The following is a 25,045-nucleotide window of genomic DNA, read 5'->3' as shown; positions in this document are numbered from 1 at the left end:
CGGCTGACCGAGGCCGTGGTGGCCATGGTGTGCCGGGGCGCGCGGACGCCGGCGCGGGCAACCGCTCCGCGCGCCGGTTCCGTTGCCGTACGACGGGCCCGGGAGCTGCTGGAGGAGGACTGGGCGCAGGAGATCCCCGCCGACCGGCTGGCGCGGGCGGCCGGGTGCAGCCGGTTCGCCCTCTACCGCGCCTTCCGCGCCGAGCTGGGCATGCCGCCCAGCGACTTCCAGCGGCAGCTGCGGCTGCGCGCGGCCCGGCGGATGCTGGCGGGCGGCGCCACCGCCGCCGGGGCCGCCGCCGCCTGCGGCTTCGCCGACCAGGCCCATCTGCACCGCTGGTTCGTGCGCGCCTACGGCATCACCCCGGGCGCGTACGCCCGGGGCTGAGGGCCCCGGCGGTGCTCACCCGTAGGTGACCCGCAGCTCCTTGATGCCGTTGATCCAGGCGGAGCGGAGCCTGCGGGGTTCGGGCCCGGCCAGGGCGATGCCCGGCACCAGGTCGGCGATCGCGTCGAAGATCAGGTTGATCTCCAGCACGGCGAGGCTCTTGCCCAGGCAGAAGTGCGGGCCTCCGCCGCCGAAGCCGAGGTGGGGGTTGGGGTCCCGGGTGATGTCGAAGACGTGCGGGTCGGTGAAGACCTCCGGGTCGTGGTTGGCGGAGGAGTAGAAGAGCCCGACCCGCTCCCCGGCGCGGATCTTCCGCCCGCCCAGCTCGGTGTCCTGGGTGGCGGTGCGCTGGAAGGAGACCACGGGCGTCGCCCAGCGCACGATCTCCTCGGCGGCCGTGGCCGGGCGCTCGCGGGTGAACAGTTCCCACTGCTCGGGGTGGGTGAGGAAGGCGTGCATGCCGTGGCTGATGGCGTTGCGGGTGGTCTCGTTGCCCGCGACGGCCAGCAGGATGACGAAGAAGCCGAACTCGTCGGCGTTGAGGTTGCCCTCGCCCTCGGCCGCCACCAGCCGGCTGACGATGTCCCCACCGGGCCCGCCGGCACCGGTCGCGCCGCCGGCACCGGCGTACCGGGCGGGGCACTCCTTGCGGTCCTGTGCCATCGTCATCGCGTACGAGATGAGTTCGGCCGCCGACTGTGTGCCGACCTCCTGCGTGATGGCGTACTCGGGGTCGTCATAGGCGACCATCTTGTTGGACCAGTCGAAGATGCGGGAGCGGTCCTCCTGCGGGACGCCGATGAGTTCGGCGATGGCCTGGAGGGGCAGTTCCACGGCGATGTCCGTGACGAAGTCGCCGCTGCCGCGCTCCCTGGCGCTCTCCACGATGCGGACGGCGCGCTCGCGCAGGGCGTCCTCCAGCGCGCGGATCGCCCGGGGGGTGAAGCCGCGCTGCACGATCTGCCGGACCCGGGTGTGCTCGGGCGGGTCCATGTTGAGCATGATCAGCTTCTGGATGTCGATCTGGTCGCGCGTCATGTGCTCGGCGAACCGGATCACCGCGGTGTTCAGATGGGAGGAGTACAGCTCGGGGCGGGTGGAGACCTCCTTGACGTCCGCATGCCGCGTCACCACCCAGTACCCCTCGTCCCCGAAGCCCGCCACACCGCGCGGCTGCCGGTTCCACCACACCGGCGCGGTCTCGCGGAGCAGGGCGAACTCGGGCAGCGGGACGCGCTGTTGGTACACGTCCGGGTCGGTGAAGTCGAACCCGTCGGGCAGCGCGGGGCAGGAGGACATCGCGGCTCCACTGGCTGAGGGGCGGTCTTGCGGTTCGGAGAGGCTCGGAGCGTCCGACGGGTACCTGACGGGCCATCAGAAGCGCCGCCGAAGGTAGTAACGGGTTCTACAAGTGGCAAGGGGCACGGCGCCGGAACTTGCGCAAGAGGCGCACGCGGGACTCATGCACGCCCCTTGCGTGGTGGTGAACGGGCTCCTCACACTGTCCGGAGAACTAGAACGCGTACTAGTTGTGCTGGTGGCGAGCCAGCCGGGCTGGAGAGGACGACTCATGGCCGCCGAACCCGTCATCGTCGAAGCGGTACGCACCCCCATCGGCAAGCGCTCCGGCGCCCTCGCCACCCTGCACCCCGCCTACCTGCTGGGCGAGACCTACCGCGAACTCCTCGGCCGCACCGGCATCCACGCCGACTGCGTCGAACAGATCGTCGGCGGCACCGTCACCCACGCCGGGGAGCAGTCCATGAACCCGGCCCGCAACGCCTGGCTGGCCGTCGGCCTGCCGTACGAGACCGCGGCCACCACCGTCGACTGCCAGTGCGGCTCCTCCCAGCAGGCCAACCACATGGTCGCCACCATGATCGCCGCCGGTGTCATCGACATCGGCATCGGCTGCGGCGTCGAGGCCATGTCCCGGGTACCGCTCGGCAGCGGCTCCAAGCACGGCCCCGGCAAACCCTGGCCCGACGAGTGGCACGTCGACCTGCCCAACCAGTTCGAGGCCGCCGAGCGCATCGCCCGCCACCGCGGCCTGACCCGCGAACGGGTCGACTCCCTCGGGCTCCTCTCCCAGGAGCGCGCCGCCACCGCCTGGGCCGAGGAACGCTTCAAACGCGAGACGTTCGCCGTCCAGGTGCCCACCACCGAGGAGGAGCAGGCCGCGGGCCAGGGCATGTGGCGCTCCGTCGACCGCGACGAGGGGCTGCGCGACACCTCCATGGAGGCGCTCGCCCGGCTCAAGCCCGTGATGCCCGCCGCCGTCCACACCGCGGGCAACTCCTCCCAGATCTCCGACGGCGCCGCCGCGGTGCTGTGGGCCTCCAAACGCATGGCCAGGGCCCTGAAACTGCGGCCCCGCGCCCGGATCGTCGCGCAGGCCCTGGTCGGCGCCGACCCGCACTTCCACCTGGACGGCCCCATCGACGCCACCCGCGCCGTCCTGGGCAAGGCCGGGATGTCCCTCAAGGACATCGACCTGGTCGAGATCAACGAGGCCTTCGCCTCCGTCGTGCTGTCCTGGGCGCAGGTCTTCGAACAGGACCTGGCGAAGGTCAACGTCAACGGCGGAGCCATCGCGCTGGGGCACCCGGTCGGCGCCACGGGCGCCCGGCTGATCACCACCGCCCTCCACGAACTGGAACGCGCCGACAAGGAGTTCGCCCTCGTCACCATGTGCGCGGGCGGCGCGCTGTCCACCGCGACCATCCTCCAGCGCCTCTGAGGCGGCCGTCCCGTCCTCCGGCGCCTCCGCCTCTGAGGCGGCCGGCCTCCAGCACCTTCGACGCGGCCGTTCTCCAGCACCCCTGGAGCGACCGACCGTTCTTCGGCGGCTCCGCGACCGCTCGGCGGACGTGACCCGGGGGGCCGGGGGCCCGGGGAGGGGCCGAGGGCCCGGACGGGTGCCGGTTCAGTCGCGGGCCCCGGGCGCCACCGCCTCGCGCAGCAGCGTCCGCGCGGCCTGGCGGGCGTCCCGGGCGGGGGCGGGCGAGTCGGTGATGGAGGCGTTGCTCATCGCGCCGTCCAGCAGCACGGCCAGCTGGGAGCCCAGCCGGTCGGGGTCGGCGGCGCCCGTCTCGTGGGCGAGGTCCCGCAGATAGCCGCGGACCGCCGCCTTGTGGTCCCGCACCGCGTGGGCGACACCAGCGGAGTCGGCGCCCAGCTCGCCGAAGGCGTTGATGAAGGCGCAGCCGTGGAAATCGGGGCCGTCCACCCAGTCGTGGAGCCAGTCGAAGACGGCCAGCACCCGTTCCTCGGGGTCGGTGTGGCGGGCCACGCGCTCCTCCAGCGCCGTGCGGGCCCACTGGTCCCGGCGGCGCAGATACGCCTCCACCAGGGCGCCCTTGGAGGGGAAGCACTGGTAGATCTTCTTGAGCGAGACCCCGGCGGCGTCGCGGATCCGGTCCATGCCCACGGACTGCACGCCGTGCTCGTAGAAGAGCGCGTCGGCGGCGCCGAGGATGCGGGTTTCGGTGCTGGTCTCGCCGTCCATGGTCCCGCTCTCCCCAAGTATTGAGAACCGTCGTTCTCTACGATACGGTCTTGGCGTCGGCGAGAACGCTCGTTCTCGCACGTCACGGGGGAACGGGGGCCGAAGCATGTCCGAGCAGACGCTGTCGCCGCGGGCATGCTGGGGCGAACCGGCGGGGGCCGGGCTGTGGACAGCCCCGGCCGTCGTCGGCCCACGGCCCGCCCCGGGAGCCGGTCTGCCACCCTTGCGGGCCCGCGCCTGACGGCCTCGCGGTGCCGAACGCACCACCACCGTCGCCACCGCCACCATCGACGTCACCCGACCCGCCGCTCGCTGAGCGCCGAGCGTGCGCTGCTCACCGAGCGCTGTCTGCCGCGCGCCACATACCGGCTCGCGCTCCGCATTGCCGCGCTCCAAGTGCCGCCCGCCGGATGCGGGTCCGGATGCGGTCCGGGTGCGCCGGGCCGGGGAAGCCGCGAGGGACCCGCTGCCGGCGGGGGCCTCGTGCCGGAGCCCGCGTTCCTGCCCGTCGGGGTCGGGCAGGAACGCGGGTGCCTCAGCTCCCGGACTCCTCGGGGGAGTTGGCCGGAGCCTTCGGGGAACCGGGCGGTGTGCGGGAGGAGCCGGGCGGCGCCCCGGAGGGACCGGGCGCGGCGTCCGAGGAACCCGCCGGGTCCGGTGCGGTACCGGGCGGCCGCACGGGTGGCCGCGCGAAGGACGGTGACGCGTCGAAGGCGGCCCGGCGGGTGGCCCGGCGCAGGGCCCGCAGCACCGTGCCGCCCAGCGTGAAGGTGAGCACGACGGTCAGCACCGCCCGGGGCACGTCCCAGCCCAGCGAGGTGGCCAGGACGTAGGCGGCGTAGCGGGCCAGGTTCTCCTGGAGCGGGTCGCCCGGCACGAAGGAGAGCCCCGAGCCGAGCCCGGCAATGTAGGGCCAGCCCTGCATATTCATGACCAGGCCGTAGCAGAGCGCGGAGACCGCTCCGTAGGCGGCCAGGAGCAGCAGTTCCCGCCGGCCCCGCAGCGTGCCGGCCCCCGGCAGCAGTCCCGCCCCCATGGACACCCAGCCCATGGAGAGCATCTGGAACGGCAGCCAGGGCCCCACCCCGCCGGTCAGCAGGGCGCCCGCGAACATCGAGACGGCGCCGAGGACGAAACCGAAGCCGGGCCCCAGCACCCGCCCGGACAGCACCATGAGGAAGAACATCGGTTCCAGTCCCGCGGTGCCCGCGCCCAGCGGTCGCAGCGCGGCGCCCGCCGCGGCCAGTACGCCCAGCATGGCCACGGCCTTGGCGTCCAGCCCCGTCTCGGAGACGGTCGCCACGGCGACGGCCAGCAGCAGGGGGAGCAGGGCGGCGAAGAGCCAGGGGGCGTCCTGGGAGTGCGCCAGCCCGGAGGCTTCTCCGGCCAGCAGCGGCCAGGCGAAGGCGGCCACCCCGGCGGCGCTGGTGAGGGCGAGCGCGGCGACGGACTTCGGCCCCAGCCGGATCGCCGCCACCGCTCTGTTCGGCACCGTGCCGGCCTTCCGTCCCGCCACCGCGTCGGCCGTGTCGGCGCCAACTTTCCGTCCCGTCACCGCACCGACCTTTCGCCCCGTCGCCGCCCGATCCTCCGCCCCGTCACCGCGCGGGCCTTCCGCGCCGTCGCCGCGTCGGGCGCCGTCTCACGTCCTGTCAGTGCGCCGGTTGTCGCCGCGCGGGCCGTCCGCCCCGCCGCCGCGTCGGGCGGCGTCTCGGGTGCCGTCACCGTGCCGGTCCTCCATCCCGTGGTCCGGGCTCGTCTCCGAGGGCCTGACGCACCTGGCCGACCGTGAGCCACGGCTGGGGGGCGAGGATCTTGGCGACCTGGGGGGCGTAGGCGGGGGAGGAGGTCACGACCTCGTGGGTCGGTCCGTCGGCCACCGGTTCGCCCTGGGCCAGGACGACGACCCGGTCGGCCACCTCGGCGACGAGTTCGACGTCGTGCGTGGCCAGCACGATGGCGTGGCCCTGGCCCGCCAGTTCGCGCAGCACCGCGATCAGCCGGGCCTTGGCGGCGTAGTCCAGGCCCCGCGTGGGCTCGTCCAGCAGCAGGAGGGGCGGCCGGGCCGTGAGGACGATCGCCAGCGCGAGGGCCAGCCGCTGGCCCTCCGACAGGTCGCGGGGGTGGGCGGAGTCGGGGATGCCGGGCAGCAGCCGGGAGACGAGTGAGCGGCAGGTGCCCGGCGCGGCGCCCGCGTCGGCGTCCGCCGTCCGGCACTCCCGGGCGACGGTGTCCGCGTAGAGCAGGTCCCGGGGCTCCTGCGGGACGAGCCCGGCGTGCCGCAGCAGCTCGGCGGGCCGGGTGCGGTGGGGGATCCGGCCCGCCACGGTGACCTGGCCCCGGGTGGGACGGTGCATCCCCACGAGCGTGCCCAGCAGGGTCGACTTGCCCGCGCCGTTGCGTCCCATCAGGGCCACGGTCTCTCCCGCCCGCACGGAGAGGCTGACGTCGTGCAGGGCGGTGACCCGGCCCCTCACGAGCGTGAGCCGGGAGACCTCGGCGAGGGGAGCGGCGGAACCGGAGGCGGCGGAACCGGAGGCGGCGGAATTGGGCGTGGCGGTAGCAGGGTTGGCGGAGGGCGGCCCGGCGGCGGGGGAGGGGGCGTGGGGAGCCAGCCGGTCCCGGAGCGGGCCCGCCGCGCGGCGGGCGTCGCGTATGGACAGCGGCAGCGGGTCCCATCCGGCCAGCTCCCCCAGTTCCACCACGGGCGGCCGGACGGGTGAGACGGCCAGCAGCGCTGCCGGGTCACCGAGCCGGGCGCCGCTGTCGGGGGACAGGAGCAGGACCTGGTCGGCGTACTGCACCACCCGCTCCAGACGGTGTTCGGCCATCAGGACGGTGGTGCCCAGGTCGTGCACCAGCCGCTGGATGACGGCCAGCACCTCCTCGGCGGCGGGCGGGTCCAGCGCGGAGGTCGGCTCGTCCAGGACGAGGACCCGGGGGTGCGGGGTGAGGACCGAGCCGATGGCCACACGCTGCTGCTGGCCGCCGGAGAGGGAGGCGATGGGGCGGTCCCGCAGCTCGTTGAGGCCCAGCAGGTCGAGCGTCTCCTCGACGCGGCGCCGCATCGTGGCGGGCGGGAGCCCCAGGGACTCCATGCCGTAGGCGAGTTCGTCCTCGACGGTGTCGGTGACGAAGTGGGCGAGCGGGTCCTGTCCCACGGTGCCGACGAGGTCGGCGAGTTCGCGGGGCTTGTGCGTGCGGGTGTCGCGGCCCGCCACGGTCACCCTGCCGTGCAGGGTGCCGCCGGTGAAGTGCGGGACCAGGCCCGAGACGGTGCCCAGCAGCGTCGACTTGCCCGCGCCGCTCGGGCCGACGAGCAGGCACAGCTCCCCTTCGGGGAGGTGGGCGTCCACCGGGGGCAGGGCCGGGGCGGTGGCACCGTCGTGGACGACGCTGACCTGGTCGAAGATGATCATGAGTGGCTCTTCTCCTCCTTGCCCGTGGGCGGGGCCGGGGCGACGGCGGCGGGGAGCAGTCCGAGGAGGACGGCGGCGGCCGGCCAGCGGGGGAGCGGCGGGGCGTGCAGGGGGACGGCGGGGGGAGTCAGCGCCTCGGGGAAGACCCCGGCCGCGTGGATCATCAGCGCGGCGACGGCCGCCCCGGACGCGGACACCAGCCAGGCCCGTGCGCCCCAGCGGTCCGGGCGGTAGCGGGTGCGGGCGGCGCGTCTGCCGCCCAGCCGCAGTCCGGCCAGCGCGCAGGCCGCACCGGCCACGAGCACGGGCAGCCCGAAGCCGGCGCCCCGCGCGGCCAGCAGGCCGTAGGTGCCGGCGCACACGCCCAGCAGCCCGCCGAGCGTCAGCGCGGTGGTGGTGTGCCGTACGGCGGCCGGTACGCGCGCGGTCCGCCCGTAGCCGCGGGCGTCCATCGCGGCCGCGAGCGCCACCGAGCGCTCCAGTGCGCCTTCCAGCACCGGGAGGCCGACCTGCACCACTCCGCGCAGTCCCCGGTCACCGCGTCCCCGCAGCCTGCGTGCGGCACGCAGCCGCCGTACGTCCGCCACCAGGTGGGGTGCGAACGTCATGGCGACCACGACCGCCACTCCCGCCTCGTACAGGGCGCCCGGCAGGGACTTGAGCAGCCGCGCCGGGTTGGCGAGGGCGTTGGCGGCGCCGACGCAGACCAGCAGCGTCGCCAGCTTCAGCCCGTCGTACAGGGCGAAGGCCATGCCCTCCGCGGTGACCCGCCCGCCGATCCGCACCCCGCGCGCCCACTCCGGGAGGGGCACCTCGGGCAGTTCGGCGAGCACATGGGTGCCGGGGACGGGGGAGCCGAGGAAGAACGCGAAGACGAGGCGGACGACGAGCACCAGGACGCCCAGCTTGAGGAACGCGGCGTAGGAGCGCGCCCAGGGCGCGTCGGTGCGGCGTACCGCCACGACGTAGCCGGCCACCACGATCACCAGGGCGAGCAGCAGGGGGTTGGTGGTGCGGGACGCGGCGGTGGCCAGGCCGAGGGCCCACAGCCACCAGGCGCCCGGGTGCAGGGCGGTGGCGCGGGTGGCCAGCGGTGCTCTCGGCAGGGAGCGGCGCATCGTCAGCGCGTTCGCCGGCGGGCCTGCCACAGCGCCGCGGCGCCCAGGATCGCGACGGCCGCGACGCCCGCCAGGACGCCGAGCCCCGTCTCCAGTCCGTCGTCGCCCTCGCCCTCGCCCTCGCCCGGGTCCCGGGCGTCGTGCTGCCCGCCCTTGCCGTTCTTGCCGTCCTCGGCGTCCGCCCGGCCGTCCTGGCCGCCGTCGCCGCCGTCCGCGCGCGTCGCCTGCTCCCCGCAGCCCTTGGCCGGGTAGTGGTCGATGGCGCACAGCAGGGAGGCGGAGTCGTAGCGGAGCGGCCCGGCGACCTTCGCGAGGACGTCGGCCGCGGTGGCGTTCTCCGGTACCCGAGCGCAGCCTGTGCGGGGGGCGGGCGGGGCCCCGGACTCACCGGCGGGGGCGTCGGCGCGGGTGCCGAAGTCGATGCGGACGGCGACCCGTTTGCCGCCCTTCCCCGGCGCGGTCTTCGCGCAGGCGGCGGCGAACGCGCCGGCACCGCGCGGCTTCGTGGCCCGCCGGGAGTTCTCACTCAGGGCGAAGCGGAAGCCCAGCGTGTCGCCGTCCCCGGGCCGTTGGGTGGCCGGGCCCTCGGTGGCGTACGACCAGGAGCCGCCCTCCTGCCGTATCCAGAACGACCAGTAGCGGTACCCCGTCCCGGCGGCCTGGGCCGGTGCCGCCTGCCCCAGGGCGAGGGCCGGCAGCGCGGCGAGGGCCACCGCCGCTGTCCGGGCCCTCACAGCTGCTGCCTCTTGCGACGGCCGCTCAGCAGGATGCCGAAGCCGGCGCCGACGGCGAGGCCGACGAGGATGAAGGCCCACACGGGGATGGTGGCGCCGTCGTCCTTCTTCTCGGAGGACGCGTCGGAGTCCGGCATCCGGGCCGGTGCGGGGCCGGTGCGGCCGAGGCGGGCGAGCAGGTCGGTGCCGCCGAGCCGGGTGGGGTCGCCGCCGGTGGCGCGGGAGGCCAGCATGAGGGAGCTGAGGGCGGCCGGGTCGTCGTCGGCCTTGTCCCAGTCGTCGAGGTGGGCGGCCAGCCAGCGGAGGGAGGACCGGGCCTCGGTGCGGTGGCCGCCCGCGGCCAGGGCGACGACCGCGTCGGCCGTGTTCGCGTAGTCGGGCTGCGGCTTCTCCTCGCCCGGGGTGACGGTGGTGAAGTGGCCGCCGCCCTTCTTCAGGGTGGCGGCGAGGTAGGCGGCGCCGGCGCCCGCCGCCGCCTTCCGGCCGCCCGGCAGCTCACGCGGCCCGTCCTGCCGCTCGCCGTCCGCAGCGCCGGTGGCGCACTTGAGGGGGGTGACGGGCTTGCTCTTGGCGTCCTTGTCCAGCGGCTCGGCCAGGGCGCCCTTGCCGAGCGCGGCGAGCGTGGCCGCGGCGGTGGCGTCGTTGTTCGGCACCAGCCGGCCCTTCTTGTCCGGCTGGTAGGCGAACGCGCCCTGCTGGCCCGGGGCGTCCTCGATGCCCTTGGCACCGCAGGTGAGCTGGAGGCCCAGCAGCGCGTCGTAGGGGGAGCGGCCGCCCTCGGCGGTGACCTTCCGCGGGTCCTTGCCGGCGGCGTGCAGGGCGCCGATGACGACCGACACCGAGTTGGCGTCCGAGGGCGAGCGGGGCGCCATGCCCCAGCCGCCGTCCTTGTTCTGCACGGAGACCAGCCAGTCCACCGCTTCCCGTACCGCCTCGCTCCGGCCGCCGACCGCCGCGAGCGCCTGCGCCGCCAGAGCGGTGGCGTTGGTGTCGGACGGCGTGGTGTCCGGGTCGCACTTCTTCCCCGGGTCGGCGCGGTAGGCGGTGAACGAGCCGTCCGCGCACTGCTGTTCCGTGAGCCAGTCCACGGCCTTCTTCGCCGGGACCGCACCGGCCCCGTCCAGCGCCAGCAGCGCCATCGACTGCCGCCACACCCCGTCGTAGCTGGGGTCGGCGGTGCCGTAGAGGCCGTCCGGCAGCTTCGGCTTCACCGCCGGGGCGACGGCGGCGGCCGGTGCGCCGGCCGCCGCGGATGCGGCGGTGGCCGCGGATGCCACGGGGGCGGCTGTCGCGCACAGCACGGTGGCGGCGGTGAGGACCGTGGCGCGGCGGCGCGGTGACATGCGAGTGCCTTTCGTGACGGAAGCGGACCGCAGCCGGGCACGGCCGCCCCGCCGGACGGGCCGCGACCACGCGACCCGCACCGCGGTGCACCGGGCTCGGCTCCGTGAACCTCGACGGTGCCGGTGGCCTGGCGGCCACGGGAGCCCACCTCCGCCCGGGTGCTCCGGCTCGCGGTCGGCGGGGCGACCGCTCACGGTTGCGGGTCAGCGCCGGATTCGCACCGGCTTCCCCCGGTCGGAGGCGTTGTTCGTCTGCCGGCCACTGTAGCCGGAGCGTTCCGGGGGCCGGGCCGTCGGCCCCGGGCGGGACGGACCGACCGGTCAGTCGGTCGCACGGTAGGTGACCGGGTCGCTGCCGGGCACCGCCTCCGCGTGACCGAGCCCGACCAGATGGCGCAGGTGGGCCTCCGCCTCGGCCACGGCGATGTTCCGGGAGGCGAAGGGGATCTGCTCCCACGGCCGGTTCCAGCGCATCGCCTCGGCCAGCTGCCAGGGGGTGAGGTCCCGCCGGGCGAGCAGCGCCCGCAGGTCCGCGAGGCGCTCGGCGTGGTGCGCGGTCAGCTCCCCGACCCGGGCCCGGGCGCCCGTGAAGGCGTACTGGTGCGCGGGGAGCACCTCGGCGGGCCGCAGTCCGGCTATCCGCGCGAGGGAGTCGAGGTAGTCGCCCAGCGGATCGGTGCTCCCGTCGCTGTCGGGGTCCTCGTACAGGCCGATGTGCGGGGTGATGGCCGGCAGCAGGTGGTCGCCGGAGAACAGCCGCCCGCCGGGCGAAGCGCCCTGCGCCGGGTGCCGCTCCTCCAGGTGCAGGCACACGTGTCCGGGTGTGTGGCCGGGCGTCCAGATCGCCCGCAGCCGGCGGCCCGGCAGGGCGAGCAGCGCGTCCGGCTCGATGTCCCGGTCGGGCAGCGCGGCCCGCGCACCCGGCAGTGCCCCGCCCCGTCCCCCCTCCAGCGCCGCGCGCAGCGGGGCCGTGTGGTCCTCGGGGGCGCCCGCCGCAGCCAGTTTCCCGACGAGGTAGGCCAGCCACTCGCGCCGGTCCGAGGCGCGGGTGCGGCGCACCACGGCGGCGTCGGCGGCGTGCATGGCGATCCACGCACCGGACTCCTCCCGTACCCGCGCCGAGAGGCCGTGGTGGTCGGGGTGGTGGTGGGTGACCAGTACGCCGTGCAGGTCGCCCACCGAGGTGCCGCAGGCGGCCAGCCCCTCGACGAGCGTCCGCCAGGAGGCGGGGTCGTCCCACCCGGTGTCGACGAGGACGGGGCCGGCGTCCGTCTCGATCACGTACACCAGGGTGTGGCCGAGCGGGTTGTCCGGAATGGGGACGGGAATGCTCCAGATCCCGCCCCCGTGGTCTCGCACCCGGGGCTCCTCGGTGACCTGCGGCGCGTCTGTCATGGGCGGCGGCTCCCCCGGTCCGTACGGCGTGGCCGGCCAAGCTGTCACCGGCTCGGGCATTGTTCCCCAGAAGTAGAACTGGTACTAGTTCTGATGCACTGTCAGGCAGCGGCGGGGCGCCGCGGCCCCGGGCGCCGACGGGCGGGCGGACAGGGAGGGCACAGTCATGACGGACAACCCCAACCCCGGTGGGAGCGGCGTCGCGTACACCGAACACCGGCAGCTCTACATCGGCGGCGCGTTCACCGACCCCGCCGGCGACGAGACGATCGAGGTGGTCTCGCCGCACACCGAGCAGCCCATCGGCCGCGTCCCGCACGCCTCGCGCGCGGACGTGGACCGCGCCGTGCGGGCCGCCCGCGAGGCGTTCGACTCCGGGGTGTGGGCACGGCGCCCACTGGCCGACCGCATCGAGGCCGTCACCCGTATCAAGGACGCGTTCGCGGCGCGCGGCGACGAGTTCGCCAGGCTCATCAGCGCGCAGAACGGCACCCCGTACACCACGGGCGTCATGGTCCAGTCGCTGGCCGCGCTGATGGTGTGGGACGCGGCGCTCAAGGTCGCCGCCGATCACCCGTACGAGGAGCGGCGCGCGGGCGCGCTCGGGCCGCTGCTGGTGCGGCGGGAGCCGGTGGGCGTGGTGGCGGCGGTCGTGCCGTGGAACGTGCCGCAGTTCACCGCGGCGGCCAAACTGGCGCCCGCGCTGCTGGCCGGCTGCTCGGCCGTCCTCAAGGTCTCCCCCGAAACGCCCCTGGACGCCTATCTGCTGGCCGAGATCGCCGACGAGGCCGGACTGCCGCCCGGCGTGCTGTCCATCCTCCCGGCCGACCGGGAGGTCAGCGAGTACCTGGTGGCGCACCCGGGCGTGGACAAGGTGTCCTTCACCGGCTCCGTCGCGGCGGGCAAGCGCGTCATGGAGGTGGCCTCCCGCAATCTGACCAGCGTCACGCTCGAACTGGGCGGCAAGTCGGCCGCCGTCATCCTGCCCGACGCGGACCTGGACGCGGCGGTGGCCGGCATCACCCCCTTCGCCTGGATGATCAACGGCCAGGCGTGCGTGGCCCAGACCCGCATCCTGGCCCCGCGCAGCCGCTACGACGAGATCGCGGAACGCTTCAAGGCCGCCGCCGACGCGCTGACCGTCGGCGACCCCCTCGACCCCGCCACCGAACTGGGCCCCCTGGTGGCCGAGCGCCAGCGGCGGCGCTCCCTCGACTACATCGCCCTCGGCCAGGAGGAGGGCGCCAAGGTCCTGGCGGGCGGCGGCAGGCCCGCGTCCATGCCGACCGGCTGGTACGTCGAGCCCACCCTCTTCGGGGACGTCGACAACTCCATGCGCATCGCCCGGGAGGAGATCTTCGGCCCGGTCATCTGCCTGCTGCCCTACGAGACCGAGGAGGAGGCGGTGCGCATCGCCGACGACTCCGACTACGGCCTCTCCGGCAGCGTGTGGACCGCCGATGTCGAGCACGGCACCGACATCGCCCGCCGCGTGCGCACCGGCACCTACTCCGTCAACACCTTCAGCATCGACATGCTCGGCCCCTTCGGCGGCTGCAAGAACTCCGGCATCGGACGCGAGTTCGGCCCCGAGGGCTACGCGGAATACCTGGAGCACAAGATGATCCACCTGCCCCCGGAGGCGGCATGACAGCCGCCGGCCGCTGGCACGTCGAGGTCGACCACAACCTGTGCATCGGGTCCGGGATGTGCGTCGGAACGGCGCCCGGGGAGTTCCGCCTCGACGCCGCCCGCCGGTCCCGCCCCCTCGCTCCGGACCGCGCGCCCTGCGAGGACGTCCTGGCGGCGGCCGAGAGCTGCCCCGTCGAGGCCATCTCCATCACCCTGGCCGGCACGGGGGAGGCGGTCTTCCCACCGGAGGAGTAGCGGCCCGCCACTGTTCCGTCGCCCCCACCGGCGCGGACCGCCGGGCCACCGGGCCGCGCCGGTGGGGACACCGGGCCACGGGCCGCGCCGAATCCCGTTGCCCGCACCGGCGTTCCGGGATAGGAACGGCCGTATGACGAGTCTCGGTGCGATCTTCCGGCCCCAGGTGGCCCCCGAACGGCTGCGGAGCGTCGCCCGCGCCGCCGACGAGGCGGGACTGGACCAGCTGTGGCTGTGGGAGGACTGCTTCTTCGAGAGCGGCATCGCCACCGCCGCCGCGGCGCTCGCCTGGACCGAGCGGCTCCGGGTGGGGATCGGGCTCCTCCCCGTCCCGCTGCGCAACACCGCGCTCACGGCGATGGAGACCGCCACCCTCCGCCGCCTCTTCCCCGGCCGCTTCGCGGTCGGCCTCGGACACGGGGTGCAGGAGTGGATGGGGCAGGCCGGCGCCCGGGTGGACTCGCCCGTCACCCTGCTGCGCGAACAACTGGAGGCCGTACGCGCGCTGCTGCGCGGCGAACGGGTCACGGTCGAGGGCCGGTACGTGCGGCTGGACGGGGTCGCCCTGGACTGGCCGCCGGCGGGGGACCGGAAGGACGGCGAGTGGGGGGCGGCGGTCTTCGCGGGCGCGCGCGGACCGCGCTCGCTGCGGCTGAGCGGCGAGGCGGCGGACGGCACCGTGCTGGACGCCAACACCGCGCCGGAGGGCATCCGGCGGGCTCGGCGGCTCATCGACGAGGGCAGGGCGGCGGCCGGACGCGGCGCCGACCGCCACGAGATCGTGCACTACCTCAGCTGCGCCACCGGCCCGGACGCCGCCGACCGGCTGCGCGCCGAACGCACCCGCGAGGGCCACGACCCCGACGCCGGGCCCGGGGTGGCGGGCGACGCGGCCACGGTCGCCGCGGCCGTCCGCGAGGTGGCCGCGGCGGGCGCCGACACCGTCGTCCTCCAGCCGACCGCCGACGAACCCGACCCCGAGGGCTTCGTCCGCTTCGCCGCCGAGCAGGTCCGCCCCCTCCTGGCCCGGCCCGCCTGACGCGGGCGTCCCGCCCCCCCGGCCCCTTGGAATCCGCCGGACCGAGGGGCGGGCGCTCCGCATCACCGGGCCGGGGCGGGGCGGGGACAGGCCGTCCGGGTCAGGCCGGTACGTCCTCGCCCAGGGCGAGGGTGGCGAAGGTGGCCAGCCAGTGGTCGGTGGTGAAGTCGCCCGAGGTGGCCGCCGGAAGCGCGGCTCGCAGATTGGCCTCCGCCGCCGCGCGCAGCGCGCCGGCGCGCGGGTCACCGGCCGGCAGGGCCCCGGCGATGCCGCGCAGCGCGGCGGCCCGGCTGAGGCAGAGGCCGAGCAGATGGCCGATCTGCGGGTCGGCCGCGTCCGAGACCCGCGGCGGGGGCAGGAACGCCGTCCCGGTCGCGGCGGCGTCCGCCAGCTCCGGGAGGAACCTCTCCAGCCATCCGGCGAACTCCCCGGCCGGCAGCACCCGGCGCACGGTGTCGGCCTCGCACAGCAGCGGGGAGAGGAAGTCCTGGCCCGAGGGCTCCCAGCGGGTGGCCGCGCCGTGGTCGGGCAGGTACCACTCGCGGACCTTGGCGGCGACCGGTTCCAGCAGACCGGGGACGCCCGCCCGTCCGGCGCTGTCGAGGACGAGTCCCAGGGCGAAGGCGCTGTTGGCGTGCGTGCCGTGCCGCACGGGGTAGGTGGCCTTGGGCAGCCAGGCGAGCACCAGGCCGGCGACGGTCTCGGCGGCGGGGGCGAGGGCGGCCCGCCAGCCGGCACCCCCGTGGCGCCCTTCCGCCGCCAGGGCGGCGCTCTCACTCGTGAGCGCCAGCAGCCACGCCCAGCCGTACGGGCGCTCGAAGGAGGGGTGCTCGCGCAGATAGGCGGCCTCGGCGGCGAGCGTCTCGGGCGTCAGATGGTTCTCCAGCGCCCGCACCACCTCGCCCCGCAGCCGCTCCGTCCGCGCATCCCCGCCCTTCCACGGACGTCGCAGCAGCCGCAGCAGCAGCCAGTGCATGTGGACGGAGGAGTGCCAGTCGTAGGCACCGTAGAAGGCGGGGTGGAAGCGGCGCGGCGGGACCAGTTCGCCGGGCCCGCCCAGCAGGTGGGCGGGGACGTTGGGGTACTCGCGGGTGATGTTGGCGAGGGCGACCTCGGCGAAGTGCGCGGCCCGCTCCTCCAGCGCGGCGCCCGCGCCGGCCGGGCTGCCCGGACCGCTCGCGCCGACCGCGGTGTCCGCGCCGTTCGTACCGTCCACGCCGTTCGTACCGTCCGCCGTGTTCGTACCGTCCGCGGTGTCCGCGCCGTCCGGGGTGCTCCTGGTGTTCCCGGCGTTCCCGGTGCTCAATGTGTCGCCCCTCCCGGTTCGCGGATGTCGGTCGTGGTGCGGGCCGCCGTGCTCAGGACGGCGGACAGGCCGCGTACCGCGTCGGCCACGGACAGCGACGGGGGCGCCGGATGTTTGGCGGCGGCCTGTCGCGGGGTGAACGGCACGTGGACGAAGCCGCCGCGTACGCCCGGGTGTTCGGTGGCCAGCAGGTGGGCCAGCCCGTAGAAGACGTGGTTGCACACGAAGGTGCCCGCGGTCTGGGAGACGGAGGCGGGCACTCCGGCCTCCCGTGCCGCGGCGACGCATGCCTTGACGGGCAGGGTGCTGAAGTAGGCGGCGGGCCCGCCCGGTACCACCGGTTCGTCCACGGGCCGGGCGCCCGCGTTGTCGGGGATGCGCGCGTCGTCGACGTTGAGGGCGACGCGTTCGACGGTCAGGTCGGCGCGACCGCCCGCCTGGCCCAGGCACACCACCAGTTCCAGGCCGGGCCCGGCGGCCTCGACTGCGGCGCGCAGCTCGTCGAGTGCCGTGCCGAAGACGCAGCTCAGCCGGACGGCGCGGACATCCAGTCCGGCCGGCGGGTCGGCGGCGAGGGCTTCGGCGGCCTGCCAGGAGGGGTTGGTCTCCTCCCCGTCGAACGGCGCGAAGCCGGTGACGAGGACCTGGAGGGGGGAGGACGGAGAAGCAGCAGCAGTCATGGGACGGGACACCGCCTAGAACGCGAAGAGGTAGATGATGGCGATGTTGCAGACGAGCATTGCCGCGGCGGTGGGCGCCTGCGCCTTGATCGGCCCGTACTGGTCCTTCAGCTCCAGCAGGGCGGCCGGGACGATGTTGAAGTTGGCCGCCATGGGTGTGCACAGGGTGCCGCAGAACCCGGCGAGCATGCCGACCGCGAGGACGGCGGCGGGGTTGCCGTCCATCTGCTCGATGAGCACAGGCCAGCCGACGGCCGCGGTCATGACGGGGAAGGCCGCGAAGGCGTTGCCCATGATGAGGGTGAAGACGAACATCCCGGCGCAGTACAGCGCCACGGCGGCCAGCTTCTGCCCGTCCGGCAGCACCGACTCGGTGATCTTCCGCACCTGCGTGCCGACCCCGGCGGCCTGGAAGATCGCGCCCAGCACGGCCAGCAGCTGGGGCAGCAGCAGTGCCCAGCCCATCGACTCCAGCAGCCCGCGCCCGGCGTGCACCGGGACGCTCACGCGCCGCTCCCGCAGCACCCACATGCCCACGCCCAGCGCGACGACGGCGCCCAGGCCGAGCCCGAGGATGGTCTCGCTGCCCTCCTCCAGCAGCGGGCTGCCGCCGATCTTCCACTTGGAGACCAGGACGGCGCACACCATCGCGACCACCGGGATGGTCAGCGCGGGGATGAACAGCTTGCCGCCGAAGCGGGCGGCGAGCTTCACGCGTTCGCTCTCGCTCGTGGTGTCGGGCTTCCCCTTGCCGGTGAGGTTGAAGCCGCCGACGCAGATGAGGACGAGGACCGCCACGCCCAGCGGTTCGGCGGGCAGGGACTTCTCGTTGACCCAGGTGCTGTAGAAGAAGCACAGGCCCAGCAGGCCCCAGAAGGCGGCGGTGCCGTGCCGTTTGGGGTTGGTGCGGTCGAAGAACATCTGTGCCGCCATCACCAGGAAGACGGCTCCGACCAGCCAGAAGAACCACTCGGACTTGATCACTTGGCGGCCTCGCCCTTCTCGCTGTCCTCCTGTGCGACGGCCATCGCCGCGTTCGCCGTCACCAGTTCCCGCTCCAGCGTCCGGTCCAGCCGCAGCAGCCGGGCGCCGTGGATGAGGAAGGCGCACACGGCGCTGGGTATCGCCCACAGCGCGAGGTGCAGCGGCTCCAGGTGGGTGTGGTACGTGCTGTTGACCAGCCCGGTGATCAGCAGGATGGAGCCGATGGCGAGGAAGCAGTCCTCGCCGAAGAACAGCCCCACCGTGTCGGTGCCGGCCGCGTGCGAACGCACTTTCTCGCGAACCTTCTCCGGCAGCGGCCGCCCCCCGTTGCGCCGCTCGGTGGCGGCCTCGGCCATGGGCGCGATCATCGGGCGGACGCTCTGCGCGGGCCCGCCGATGGTCTGCAGGCCCACGGCGGCGGTGAGCTGCCGCAGCAGCAGGTACAGGGTGAGGAACCGGCCGGTGGTCAGCTTGGTGCCGAGCTTGCCGATGAGGGTGCGGGCCTGTTGCTGGAGGCCGTTGCGCTCCAGCAGGCCGATGACGGGCAGTGTGATGGCGAAGATCGTCACCGAACGGCTGGACGCGAAGCTCTCCCCGAAGGTCCGCAGGATCTCGACGGGGGAGAGCTTGCCCAGCAGTCCGGTGACGATTCCGGCCACGCCGACGACGAGCAGGGGGTTGCGTCGCGTCGCGAAGCCGAGGACCACCACGAGGACGCCGAGCAGAACGATCATGTCGCCTCCGCCTTCCATGGAGCGACGTCCGCGGAGCGGATATCTGAGCGCGGATGTGTGTGAAGCGAATTCCACGGGAGGCTAGAGGATTGTTGAACGATCCGACAAGAGTGAGGCATGTCACTCCCGGCGCCACCTCGCGTCCGCGCCCGGCGTCACGGCTCCTCGGGGTACGCCTCCAGCAGCTGCCCCAGCGAGTCGTCCAGGTAGGAGGCCAGCAGCCGCTCGGCCTCCGCCGCGTTCCCCCTCCCCAGGGCCCCGGCGATCTCCTGGTTGCGGACCAGGTACGGCTCGTGGAAGCGGCGCAGATCGCCCATGACGTGGAAGGCCAGCCGCAGTTCGGCCAGGACGCCGCGCATCATCTCGTCGGTGCGCGGACTGCCCGCCAGCCCGGCCAGCGCCTGGTGGAAGCGGATGTTGGCGGTCGAGCACTCCTGCCACCGCCCCTCGGCCGCCGCCCGCTCGCCCGCCGAGACCGCCGCCCGCACCTCGGAAACCTCGTAGGGCGGCGCGCCCAGTCCGCGCAGCGCCGCGCACTCGACCAGCCGCCGCACCCGGTAGATGTCCACGATGTCGTCCCCGCCCAGCACCCGCACGAACGTGCCCCGGTTGAGCCGGTGGACCAGCAGCCGCTCGTGGGTCAGCAGCCGGAACGCCTCCCGCAGGGTGTTGCGGGAGACGCCGAGCGCCCCGCGGATGCGCTCCTCCGAGAGCCGGGTGCCGGGCGGGAAGGAACCCTGGGCGATCCGCTGGCGCAGCACGGCCGCCACCCGCTCGGCCGTGCTGGTGCGCCCCAGTAGCGCCCGGTCGGCGACCAGCCCCGCCAGCGCGGCGGCATCCGAGGGGGCGGCGGACGGGTCGGCAGTCATCGTGATCTCCCTCGGCTGCGCCCGTGCGGGCGCGGTCGCCCGGCCGGGACGGGGTGTGCGGTGGCGGGTGCCGGTGGCGCCCGTGGATTCCGGTGGGCGGATTCCGGTGGGCCGGACCCTCTTGCCGGATTGTTCAACAATCGCTTACGTTGCTGGCGATGGACCGGATGATCGACCTTAACGCCGACCTCGCCGAGGGCTTCGGCCGCTGGCGGCTCACCGACGACGAAGCCCTGCTCGCCTCGGTCACCAGCGCCAATGTCGCCTGCGGCTTCCACGCCGGCGACCCCGCCACCATGCGCCGCGTGTGCGAACTGGCCGCCGAGCGCGGCGTCCGCATCGGCGCGCAGGTCTCCTACCGCGACCTGGCCGGCTTCGGCCGCCGCTCGATGGACGTACCGGCGGCCGAACTGGCCGCCGAAGTCGCGTACCAGATCGGCGCGCTGGAGGTCTTCGCGCGCGCCGCCGGCGCGGCCGTCGCCTACGTCAAACCGCACGGCGCGCTCTACAACCGCGCCGTCCACGACGCCGAGCAGGCAGCCGCCGTCGTGGAGGGGGTACGCCTCTCCGGCCCCGCCACCGGCTCCGGGCAGCCGCTGCCGGTCCTCGGCCTGCCCGGCTCCCTGCTGCTGGCCGCCGCCGCCGAGGCCGGACTGCCCACCGTGGAGGAGGCGTTCGCCGACCGCTCCTACCGGCCCGACGGCACCCTGGTGCCGCGCTCGGAGCCGGACGCGGTGCTGCACGACCCGGACCTGGTGGTCAAGCGGTCGGTGCGGCTGGCGCGGGACGGCGAGATCGCCGCCGCCGACGGCAGCGTGCTGCCCACCAGGGCGCGCTCGCTGTGCGTGCACGGCGACACCCCCGCCGCCGCGCGACTGGCCCGCCGCGTCCGCCAGGAACTGAGCCGGGCAGGCGTCACCGTCCGGGCGTTCGCATGACCGCGCCCGCCCGCACCGCGCAGGCGCGGCCCGCCGCGGAGGAGCCCGTACTGCGGCGCGTGGGCCGCCGCGGACTGCTGGTGGAGTACGCCACCGCCGAACGGAGCGAAGCCCTCCACGCGGAACTGCTGCGCCGCCGCGCGGCCGGCACCCTGCCGCCCGTGGAAGAGATCGTGCCGGGTGCCACCACCGTGCTGCTCGACGGGTTCGCCGCACCCGAGGCGGCCCGGCGGCTGGCCGAGGAACTGCCCGGCTGGCACGTGCCGCCGCTGTCGGGCGGCGGCACCGGCGTGGTGGAGATACCGGTTCGCTACGACGGCCCCGACCTCGCCGACGTCGCCGCGCTGTGGGGCGTGTCCGAGGACGAGGTGGCCCGGATCCACGCGGCCACCTCCTTCCGCGTCGCCTTCTGCGGGTTCGCCCCCGGGTTCGGCTACCTGACGGGCCTGGAGGAGCGGTACCACGTGCCGCGGCGCGCCACCCCGCGCACCCGGGTCCCGGTCGGCGCGGTGGGCCTCGCCGGCCCCTACACCGGCGTCTACCCGCGCTCCTCGCCCGGCGGCTGGCAGCTCATCGGCACGGCACCCGAGACGGTCCTGTGGGACCCGGACCGCACCCCGGCGGCCCTGCTGGCCCCCGGAACCCGCGTCCGCTTCGTCCCCCTCGACGCGCACGCCGGGCCGGACGGCGGGCCCAGCGGTAAGCAGTCCGGCGAACCGGACACCGAACCGAGTGCTGTGCGGTCCGGCCGACCGGGCGCGGGGTCCGCCCTGCCGCACACCGGGCCCGACGGCGGGCGGCCGTCCGGCCCGGCGGACCCCGTGCCGGACGGACCCGGGACCCCGAGGGAGCGGCCGTGATGGCTGACGGACTGGAGACCGTACGGGCCGGAGCGCTCACCACCGTGCAGGACCTGGGCCGCGCCGGGTACGCGCACCTGGGCGTGCCCCGTTCCGGCGCGCTCGACCCGGCCGCGCACCGTCTCGCCAACCGCCTGGTGGGCAACCCGGAGACCGCCGCCACCCTGGAGACGACCCTCACCGGCTGCGCGGTACGCGTCCTGCGCCCCGCCGTCGCCGTCGTCACCGGGGCGCCCTGCCCGGTGTCCGTGGACGGGTGTCCCGCCGCCTGGGGGCAGCCGGTCCGGCTCCCGGCCGGCGCCGTGCTGGACGTCGGCACCGCCACGCACGGCGTCCGCTCCTACGTGGCGTTCGCCGGGGGAGTGGACGCGGAGCCGGTGCTCGGCAGCCGCGCCACCGACCTGCTCTCCGGGCTCGGCCCGGCGCCGCTGACCGACGGCAGCGTGCTGCGGCTCGGCGCACCGCACCCGGAAGACCGGCCGCCGACGGCCGACACGGCGCCCTGGGCGGCACCCCCGGACGAACTCGTCCTGCCGGTGGTCCCGGGACCGCGTGACGACTGGTTCGCGCCGGAGGGGCTGCGCACCCTCCGTACCGCCGGCTACCGGGTCTCCGCCGCCAGCAACCGGATCGGCCTGCGGCTGGAGGGCCCGGCGCTCGCACGGGCGCGGGAGGGCGAACTGGCCAGCGAGGGCATGCCCCTGGGTGCGATACAGGTGCCGCCCGAGGGCCGCCCCGTCATCTTCCTGGCCGACCATCCGACGACCGGCGGCTACCCCGTGATCGGCGTCGTCCCGGCCGACGCGCTCGGCGCCGCCGCACAGGCCCCGCCGGGCACCCCGGTCCGCTTCACCCCCGCCGCGCCCTGAGACCCCACCCGTACGGAGACGGCCCGGCCGTTCGCCGGACCGCCTGGCCGTTCGCCGGGCCGACGCGGCGGGTGGCCGGGCCGCCCCTCCGTTTGCCCAGCCGCCTCGCCGGGCCGTACGGCCCGCCCCCCCGGTCGGGCCGTGACGTGAGATGCGGCTAGGGTCGCGGCCATGCCGGCTCCTCCGATACTCCGCGACGTCTTCCACGCCCTGCGGGCCGAATGGGGCCCCGAGGACGACGGCCTCACCTTCGACGAGGGCCCGCCGCCCCTCGAACGCCTCGATGTGATGCTCTACCGGGCCGGCGGCCCGGCGGACGTCACGGCGTTCGCGACGATCGGGATGGCCGCCCACCCGATGCCGTCCCGGGACGGGGCGCCGGGCGGCCGTGCCGAGCTGCGCCTGCTGCGGCGCGGCCCGCTCGGCCCCGGTGACGAGCACGCCCTCGCCGTCAGGCTCGCCAACCTGGCCGCGTATCCCTGGACGAGGGGCGAACCGCTCGGCTGGGGCGAGATGGTGGGCTTCGACGACGACCTGCCCGCCTTCCCCGGCTGTCGCCGCGTCTTCCTGGCCGGTCCCTGGACCCGGGAGCAGCCGGCCACCGTGCCGACCGGGGTGGAGCCGGTGCGCGTCCTGACGGCCGTACCGATCAGCGAGGCCGAAAGGGAAGCCGCCCTGGCTGCTCGACCGGAGGACTTCTTCGCCTCCCTGCTCGACACCCGCGACGTCTGCGCCCCGCCCCCGCGGCACTGAACCCGCGCCCTTGCACCGGGGCATCCACGGTTCTGAACCGGCGGCATCCGCGCCCGGGAACCCACGGCTCTCGCGCCCCTGAAGCGCGGCCCTCGCGGCCCTGGATGGCGGCACCCATGGGCCGCCGGGCTACTCCTCGGGTGCCGTCACTTGGATCAGCCGGCACACCGTCTCGATGTCGATCTTCACCTGGGCGATCGAGGCGCGCCCCGAGAGCCAGGTGATGAGGGCGGAGTGCCAGGTGTGCTCGATGACGCGGACCGCGGAGAGCTGTTCGGGGGTGGGCGGCTCCTCCAGGCCCATGGCGTCCAGGATGATCGCCGTCGTCAGCCGGGAGACGGTGTCCACCTCCGGACTGACCGAGCGGTCGGCGAAGTTGAGCGCGCGCACCATCGCGTCGGCCAGCTGCGGTTCGCGCTGCAGCGCGCGGAAGGCCCGCATCAGGGTCTCGGCGACGCGGGCGGCGGCCTCCGGCTCCTGCGGGGGCCGCTTGTGCAGCGTCTCGTGCATGTGCTGCAACTGGTCCTGCATGGTGGCGACGAGCAGGTGCACCTTGGAGGGGAAGTACCGGTAGAGCGTGCCGAGTGCCACCTGGGACGACTCGGCCACCTCGCGCATCTGCACGGCGTCGAACCCGCCCCGCCGGGCGAGTTGCGCGCACGCCTGGAGGATGCGGCGGCGCCGGGCCTCCTGCCGCTCGGTCAGCGGCGGGTTCCGGTCCGAGGGAGCGGCCGGCTGCCGCGCGGCGGACGCGGACCGCTGCGACGGCGACCGCCGGGGAGACGAGGACGCTGGTCGCCCCGTGGGTGAGGGCTTGGGCTGCGGCGGTGTCGGCATCGCGTTGTTGGTCCCGTTCCGTGGCGTTCTTGAAGCCCTGTGGGAGCCGTGCATTGTTGCAGGCCCCGCAGGGGTGGCGCGAATCACCTGTTCCGGCGGCTCGCCCGAAGTGACTGGCCGGTAAATTCATCAGTCCGGGCACGAGTTCCCGGGTGGTGCCGCCGCCCGGAGCCGTCCCTCCTGAAAGTCGAACCTGAAACTTGTTCTAGGTTAGCGCGAGCGGCTACGCTCCGGCGGAACGCAGTGACGAAGGGGGCCGTGAGTGACCGGTCAGGCCGTAACCGACCGCCCGCTGCGCATCGCGCTGCTGACGTACAAGGGCAACCCCTTCTGCGGCGGCCAGGGCGTCTACGTACGCCACCTCTCGCGGGAACTCGCCCGGCTCGGCCACGATGTCGAGGTGATCGGCGCCCAGCCCTACCCGGTCCTCGACGAGGTCGCGGACGCGCCCGGCCGGCTCACCCTCACCGAACTGCCCAGCCTCGACCTGTACCGCCAGCCCGATCCCTTCCGCACGCCCAGGCGGGAGGAGTACCGCGACTGGATCGACCTGCTGGAGGTCGCCACCATGTGGACCGGCGGCTTCCCCGAGCCGCTGACCTTCTCGCTGCGCGCCCGCCGCCAGCTGGCCGCGCGCCGCGGCGAGTTCGACGTCATCCACGACAACCAGACCCTCGGTTACGGCCTGCTCGGCGGCCCTGCCGCACTCGGCGCCCCCCTGGTGACCACCGTCCACCACCCCGTCACCGTCGACCGGCGGCTGGAGCTGGCGGCGGCGGACGGCTGGCGGCGGCGCACCTCGGTCCGCCGCTGGTACGGCTTCACCCGCATGCAGCGCCGCGTCGCCCGCCGGCTGCCCTCGGTGGTGACCGTCTCCGGCTCCTCCCGGCAGGAGATCGCCGACGACCTGGGCGTGCGCCCGGACCGCATCCACGTGGTGCCCATCGGCGCCGACACCCGCCTCTTCTCGCCCGACCCGGCCGTGCCCGAGGTGGCGGGCCGCATCGTGACCACCTCCAGCGCCGACGTCCCCCTCAAGGGGCTGGTCTTCCTCGTCGAGGCCCTGGCCAAGGCCCGCACCGAACATCCCGGGGCCCACCTGGTCGTCGTCGGCAAGCGCCCGGCCACCGGCCCCGTCGCCGACGCCATCGAGGCGCACGGCCTGGAACGCGCCGTCGAGTTCGTCAAGGGCATCAGCGACGCCGAACTGGCCGACCTCGTCCGCTCCGCGCAGATCGCCTGCGTCCCCTCCCTCTACGAGGGCTTCTCGCTGCCCGCCGCCGAGGCCATGGCCACCGGCACCCCGCTGCTGGCCACCACCGGCGGCGCCATCCCGGAGGTCGCGGGCGCCGACGGCGAGACCTGCCTGGCGGTGCCGCCCGGCG

Annotated in this window: 24 protein-coding genes and 1 riboswitch; of the genes, 10 read left to right on the top strand and 14 right to left on the bottom strand. The window is 74.9% G+C overall.

Translation table 11 applies throughout. The features are described 5' to 3' along the window. Window positions 1–387: helix-turn-helix domain-containing protein (locus FM076_RS09685; RefSeq protein ID WP_173869500.1), on the top strand; the 387-nt coding region annotated here is incomplete at its 5' end. Window positions 388–402: 15 nt separating this feature from the next. Here FM076_RS09685 and FM076_RS09680 read toward each other — a convergent pair. After that, on the bottom strand, window positions 403–1,686 hold the full coding sequence (locus FM076_RS09680) for a cytochrome P450 (RefSeq protein WP_173869499.1): 1,284 nt from the start codon (window positions 1,684–1,686) through the stop codon (window positions 403–405). Window positions 1,687–1,957: 271 nt separating this feature from the next. On the opposite strand from FM076_RS09680, the gene FM076_RS09675 reads away from it, so the two are divergent. Next, window positions 1,958–3,127 carry a steroid 3-ketoacyl-CoA thiolase gene (locus FM076_RS09675; RefSeq protein ID WP_173869498.1) on the top strand — a complete coding sequence of 390 codons (1,170 nt, stop codon included), beginning with the start codon at window positions 1,958–1,960 and terminating at the stop codon, window positions 3,125–3,127. Window positions 3,128–3,313: 186 nt separating this feature from the next. Here FM076_RS09675 and FM076_RS09670 read toward each other — a convergent pair whose 3' ends face one another. The 7 genes from FM076_RS09670 to FM076_RS09640 all read right to left on the bottom strand — a co-directional run bounded on the left by FM076_RS09670 (window position 3,314) and on the right by FM076_RS09640 (window position 11,904). Beyond that, entirely contained in the window at window positions 3,314–3,895 is a 582-nt protein-coding gene (locus tag FM076_RS09670; protein ID WP_173869497.1) for a TetR/AcrR family transcriptional regulator, read from the bottom strand. Window positions 3,896–4,430: 535 nt separating this feature from the next. After that, window positions 4,431–5,411, bottom strand: a complete 981-nt coding sequence (locus FM076_RS09665) for an ECF transporter S component (protein ID WP_173874632.1) — start codon at window positions 5,409–5,411, stop codon at window positions 4,431–4,433. A gap of 205 nt (window positions 5,412–5,616) precedes the next feature. After that, window positions 5,617–7,314 (bottom strand): ABC transporter ATP-binding protein, encoded by a 1,698-nt coding sequence (locus FM076_RS09660; protein ID WP_173869496.1) that lies wholly within the window; start codon window positions 7,312–7,314, stop codon window positions 5,617–5,619. Continuing rightward, window positions 7,311–8,432, bottom strand: coding sequence for a CbiQ family ECF transporter T component (locus FM076_RS09655; RefSeq protein WP_173874631.1), 1,122 nt, complete (start codon window positions 8,430–8,432; stop codon window positions 7,311–7,313). The genes FM076_RS09660 and FM076_RS09655 overlap by 4 nt, the downstream gene beginning before the upstream one ends. A gap of 2 nt (window positions 8,433–8,434) precedes the next feature. Then, window positions 8,435–9,166, bottom strand: a complete 732-nt coding sequence (locus tag FM076_RS09650) for an SCO2322 family protein (protein WP_173869495.1) — start codon at window positions 9,164–9,166, stop codon at window positions 8,435–8,437. Further along, complete coding sequence (locus FM076_RS09645) at window positions 9,163–10,509, bottom strand: prenyltransferase/squalene oxidase repeat-containing protein (protein ID WP_173869494.1); 1,347 nt, start codon at window positions 10,507–10,509, stop codon at window positions 9,163–9,165. The genes FM076_RS09650 and FM076_RS09645 overlap by 4 nt, the downstream gene beginning before the upstream one ends. Before the next feature lie 158 nt (window positions 10,510–10,667). Next, a riboswitch (cobalamin riboswitch) is annotated at window positions 10,668–10,740 on the bottom strand. Between the two features lie 90 nt (window positions 10,741–10,830). Continuing rightward, window positions 10,831–11,904 (bottom strand): MBL fold metallo-hydrolase, encoded by a 1,074-nt coding sequence (locus tag FM076_RS09640; protein ID WP_173869493.1) that lies wholly within the window; start codon window positions 11,902–11,904, stop codon window positions 10,831–10,833. Between the two features lie 166 nt (window positions 11,905–12,070). Between FM076_RS09640 and FM076_RS09635 the strand changes: the two genes are divergently transcribed. From FM076_RS09635 to FM076_RS09625, 3 genes are all read left to right on the top strand, one after another. Next, window positions 12,071–13,555 (top strand): aldehyde dehydrogenase, encoded by a 1,485-nt coding sequence (locus tag FM076_RS09635; RefSeq protein WP_173869492.1) that lies wholly within the window; start codon window positions 12,071–12,073, stop codon window positions 13,553–13,555. Then, entirely contained in the window at window positions 13,552–13,791 is a 240-nt protein-coding gene (locus tag FM076_RS09630; protein WP_173869491.1) for a ferredoxin, read from the top strand. Before FM076_RS09635 ends, FM076_RS09630 begins: the two co-directional genes overlap by 4 nt. Window positions 13,792–13,924: 133 nt before the next feature. Continuing rightward, a complete protein-coding gene (locus FM076_RS09625) occupies window positions 13,925–14,830 on the top strand; it encodes an LLM class flavin-dependent oxidoreductase (protein WP_173869490.1) in 906 nt (301 codons plus the stop codon). Between the two features lie 100 nt (window positions 14,831–14,930). Here FM076_RS09625 and FM076_RS09620 read toward each other — a convergent pair whose 3' ends face one another. The 5 genes from FM076_RS09620 to FM076_RS09600 all read right to left on the bottom strand — a co-directional run bounded on the left by FM076_RS09620 (window position 14,931) and on the right by FM076_RS09600 (window position 19,403). Continuing rightward, window positions 14,931–15,971 (bottom strand): DUF2891 domain-containing protein, encoded by a 1,041-nt coding sequence (locus FM076_RS09620; RefSeq protein ID WP_173874630.1) that lies wholly within the window; start codon window positions 15,969–15,971, stop codon window positions 14,931–14,933. 161 nt (window positions 15,972–16,132) lie between these two features. Next, window positions 16,133–16,816, bottom strand: coding sequence for a pyroglutamyl-peptidase I (gene pcp, locus FM076_RS09615; RefSeq protein ID WP_173869489.1), 684 nt, complete (start codon window positions 16,814–16,816; stop codon window positions 16,133–16,135). Window positions 16,817–16,831: 15 nt separating this feature from the next. After that, on the bottom strand, window positions 16,832–17,800 hold the full coding sequence (locus tag FM076_RS09610; RefSeq protein WP_173869488.1) for a 5-oxoproline transporter, DUF979 family subunit: 969 nt from the start codon (window positions 17,798–17,800) through the stop codon (window positions 16,832–16,834). Next, window positions 17,797–18,534, bottom strand: coding sequence for a DUF969 domain-containing protein (locus tag FM076_RS09605; protein ID WP_173869487.1), 738 nt, complete (start codon window positions 18,532–18,534; stop codon window positions 17,797–17,799). Before FM076_RS09605 ends, FM076_RS09610 begins: the two co-directional genes overlap by 4 nt. Window positions 18,535–18,689: 155 nt before the next feature. Next, window positions 18,690–19,403 carry a GntR family transcriptional regulator gene (locus FM076_RS09600; RefSeq protein WP_173869486.1) on the bottom strand — a complete coding sequence of 238 codons (714 nt, stop codon included), beginning with the start codon at window positions 19,401–19,403 and terminating at the stop codon, window positions 18,690–18,692. A 167-nt stretch (window positions 19,404–19,570) separates the two neighbouring features. Between FM076_RS09600 and FM076_RS09595 the strand changes: the two genes are divergently transcribed. From FM076_RS09595 to FM076_RS09580, 4 genes are all read left to right on the top strand, one after another. After that, a complete protein-coding gene (locus tag FM076_RS09595) occupies window positions 19,571–20,341 on the top strand; it encodes a LamB/YcsF family protein (protein ID WP_173874629.1) in 771 nt (256 codons plus the stop codon). Continuing rightward, complete coding sequence (locus FM076_RS09590) at window positions 20,338–21,201, top strand: 5-oxoprolinase subunit B family protein (protein ID WP_173869485.1); 864 nt, start codon at window positions 20,338–20,340, stop codon at window positions 21,199–21,201. The genes FM076_RS09595 and FM076_RS09590 overlap by 4 nt, the downstream gene beginning before the upstream one ends. Next, on the top strand, window positions 21,201–22,070 hold the full coding sequence (locus FM076_RS09585) for a biotin-dependent carboxyltransferase family protein (protein WP_173869484.1): 870 nt from the start codon (window positions 21,201–21,203) through the stop codon (window positions 22,068–22,070). The genes FM076_RS09590 and FM076_RS09585 overlap by 1 nt, the downstream gene beginning before the upstream one ends. Before the next feature lie 171 nt (window positions 22,071–22,241). Further along, a complete protein-coding gene (locus tag FM076_RS09580) occupies window positions 22,242–22,823 on the top strand; it encodes a suppressor of fused domain protein (RefSeq protein ID WP_173869483.1) in 582 nt (193 codons plus the stop codon). A 129-nt stretch (window positions 22,824–22,952) separates the two neighbouring features. Here FM076_RS09580 and FM076_RS09575 read toward each other — a convergent pair whose 3' ends face one another. Then, window positions 22,953–23,660, bottom strand: coding sequence for a TetR family transcriptional regulator (locus FM076_RS09575; RefSeq protein WP_243274397.1), 708 nt, complete (start codon window positions 23,658–23,660; stop codon window positions 22,953–22,955). Between the two features lie 262 nt (window positions 23,661–23,922). On the opposite strand from FM076_RS09575, the gene FM076_RS09570 reads away from it, so the two are divergent. After that, a partial coding sequence (locus tag FM076_RS09570) for a glycosyltransferase (RefSeq protein ID WP_173869482.1) occupies window positions 23,923–25,045 on the top strand: 1,123 nt, incomplete at its 3' end.

Origin of the sequence: Streptomyces albus subsp. chlorinus, assembly GCF_013302895.1 — a bacterium.
Classification (GTDB): Bacteria; Actinomycetota; Actinomycetes; order Streptomycetales; family Streptomycetaceae; genus Streptomyces; species Streptomyces chlorinus.
The sequence above is the reverse complement of the archived record's forward strand: the minus strand, read 5'-3'. Positions and strand labels throughout refer to the sequence as shown.

Excerpts from the sequence above, each read along its gene's own strand:
- FM076_RS09670 (WP_173869497.1), bottom strand. The coding sequence starts at position 3,895 with ATGGACGGCGAGACCAGCACCGAAACCCGCATCCTCGGCGCCGCCGAC.
- FM076_RS09680 (WP_173869499.1), bottom strand. The coding sequence starts at position 1,686 with ATGTCCTCCTGCCCCGCGCTGCCCGACGGGTTCGACTTCACCGACCCG.
- FM076_RS09675 (WP_173869498.1), top strand. The coding sequence starts at position 1,958 with ATGGCCGCCGAACCCGTCATCGTCGAAGCGGTACGCACCCCCATCGGC.
- FM076_RS09580 (WP_173869483.1), top strand. The coding sequence starts at position 22,242 with ATGCCGGCTCCTCCGATACTCCGCGACGTCTTCCACGCCCTGCGGGCC.
- FM076_RS09640 (WP_173869493.1), bottom strand. The coding sequence starts at position 11,904 with ATGACAGACGCGCCGCAGGTCACCGAGGAGCCCCGGGTGCGAGACCAC.
- FM076_RS09625 (WP_173869490.1), top strand. The coding sequence starts at position 13,925 with ATGACGAGTCTCGGTGCGATCTTCCGGCCCCAGGTGGCCCCCGAACGG.
- FM076_RS09575 (WP_243274397.1), bottom strand. The coding sequence starts at position 23,660 with ATGCCGACACCGCCGCAGCCCAAGCCCTCACCCACGGGGCGACCAGCG.
- FM076_RS09635 (WP_173869492.1), top strand. The coding sequence starts at position 12,071 with ATGACGGACAACCCCAACCCCGGTGGGAGCGGCGTCGCGTACACCGAA.
- FM076_RS09595 (WP_173874629.1), top strand. The coding sequence starts at position 19,571 with ATGATCGACCTTAACGCCGACCTCGCCGAGGGCTTCGGCCGCTGGCGG.
- FM076_RS09655 (WP_173874631.1), bottom strand. The coding sequence starts at position 8,432 with ATGCGCCGCTCCCTGCCGAGAGCACCGCTGGCCACCCGCGCCACCGCC.
- FM076_RS09645 (WP_173869494.1), bottom strand. The coding sequence starts at position 10,509 with ATGTCACCGCGCCGCCGCGCCACGGTCCTCACCGCCGCCACCGTGCTG.
- FM076_RS09605 (WP_173869487.1), bottom strand. The coding sequence starts at position 18,534 with ATGATCGTTCTGCTCGGCGTCCTCGTGGTGGTCCTCGGCTTCGCGACG.
- FM076_RS09590 (WP_173869485.1), top strand. The coding sequence starts at position 20,338 with ATGACCGCGCCCGCCCGCACCGCGCAGGCGCGGCCCGCCGCGGAGGAG.
- FM076_RS09585 (WP_173869484.1), top strand. The coding sequence starts at position 21,201 with ATGGCTGACGGACTGGAGACCGTACGGGCCGGAGCGCTCACCACCGTG.
- FM076_RS09630 (WP_173869491.1), top strand. The coding sequence starts at position 13,552 with ATGACAGCCGCCGGCCGCTGGCACGTCGAGGTCGACCACAACCTGTGC.
- pcp (WP_173869489.1), bottom strand. The coding sequence starts at position 16,816 with ATGACTGCTGCTGCTTCTCCGTCCTCCCCCCTCCAGGTCCTCGTCACC.
- FM076_RS09600 (WP_173869486.1), bottom strand. The coding sequence starts at position 19,403 with ATGACTGCCGACCCGTCCGCCGCCCCCTCGGATGCCGCCGCGCTGGCG.
- FM076_RS09660 (WP_173869496.1), bottom strand. The coding sequence starts at position 7,314 with ATGATCATCTTCGACCAGGTCAGCGTCGTCCACGACGGTGCCACCGCC.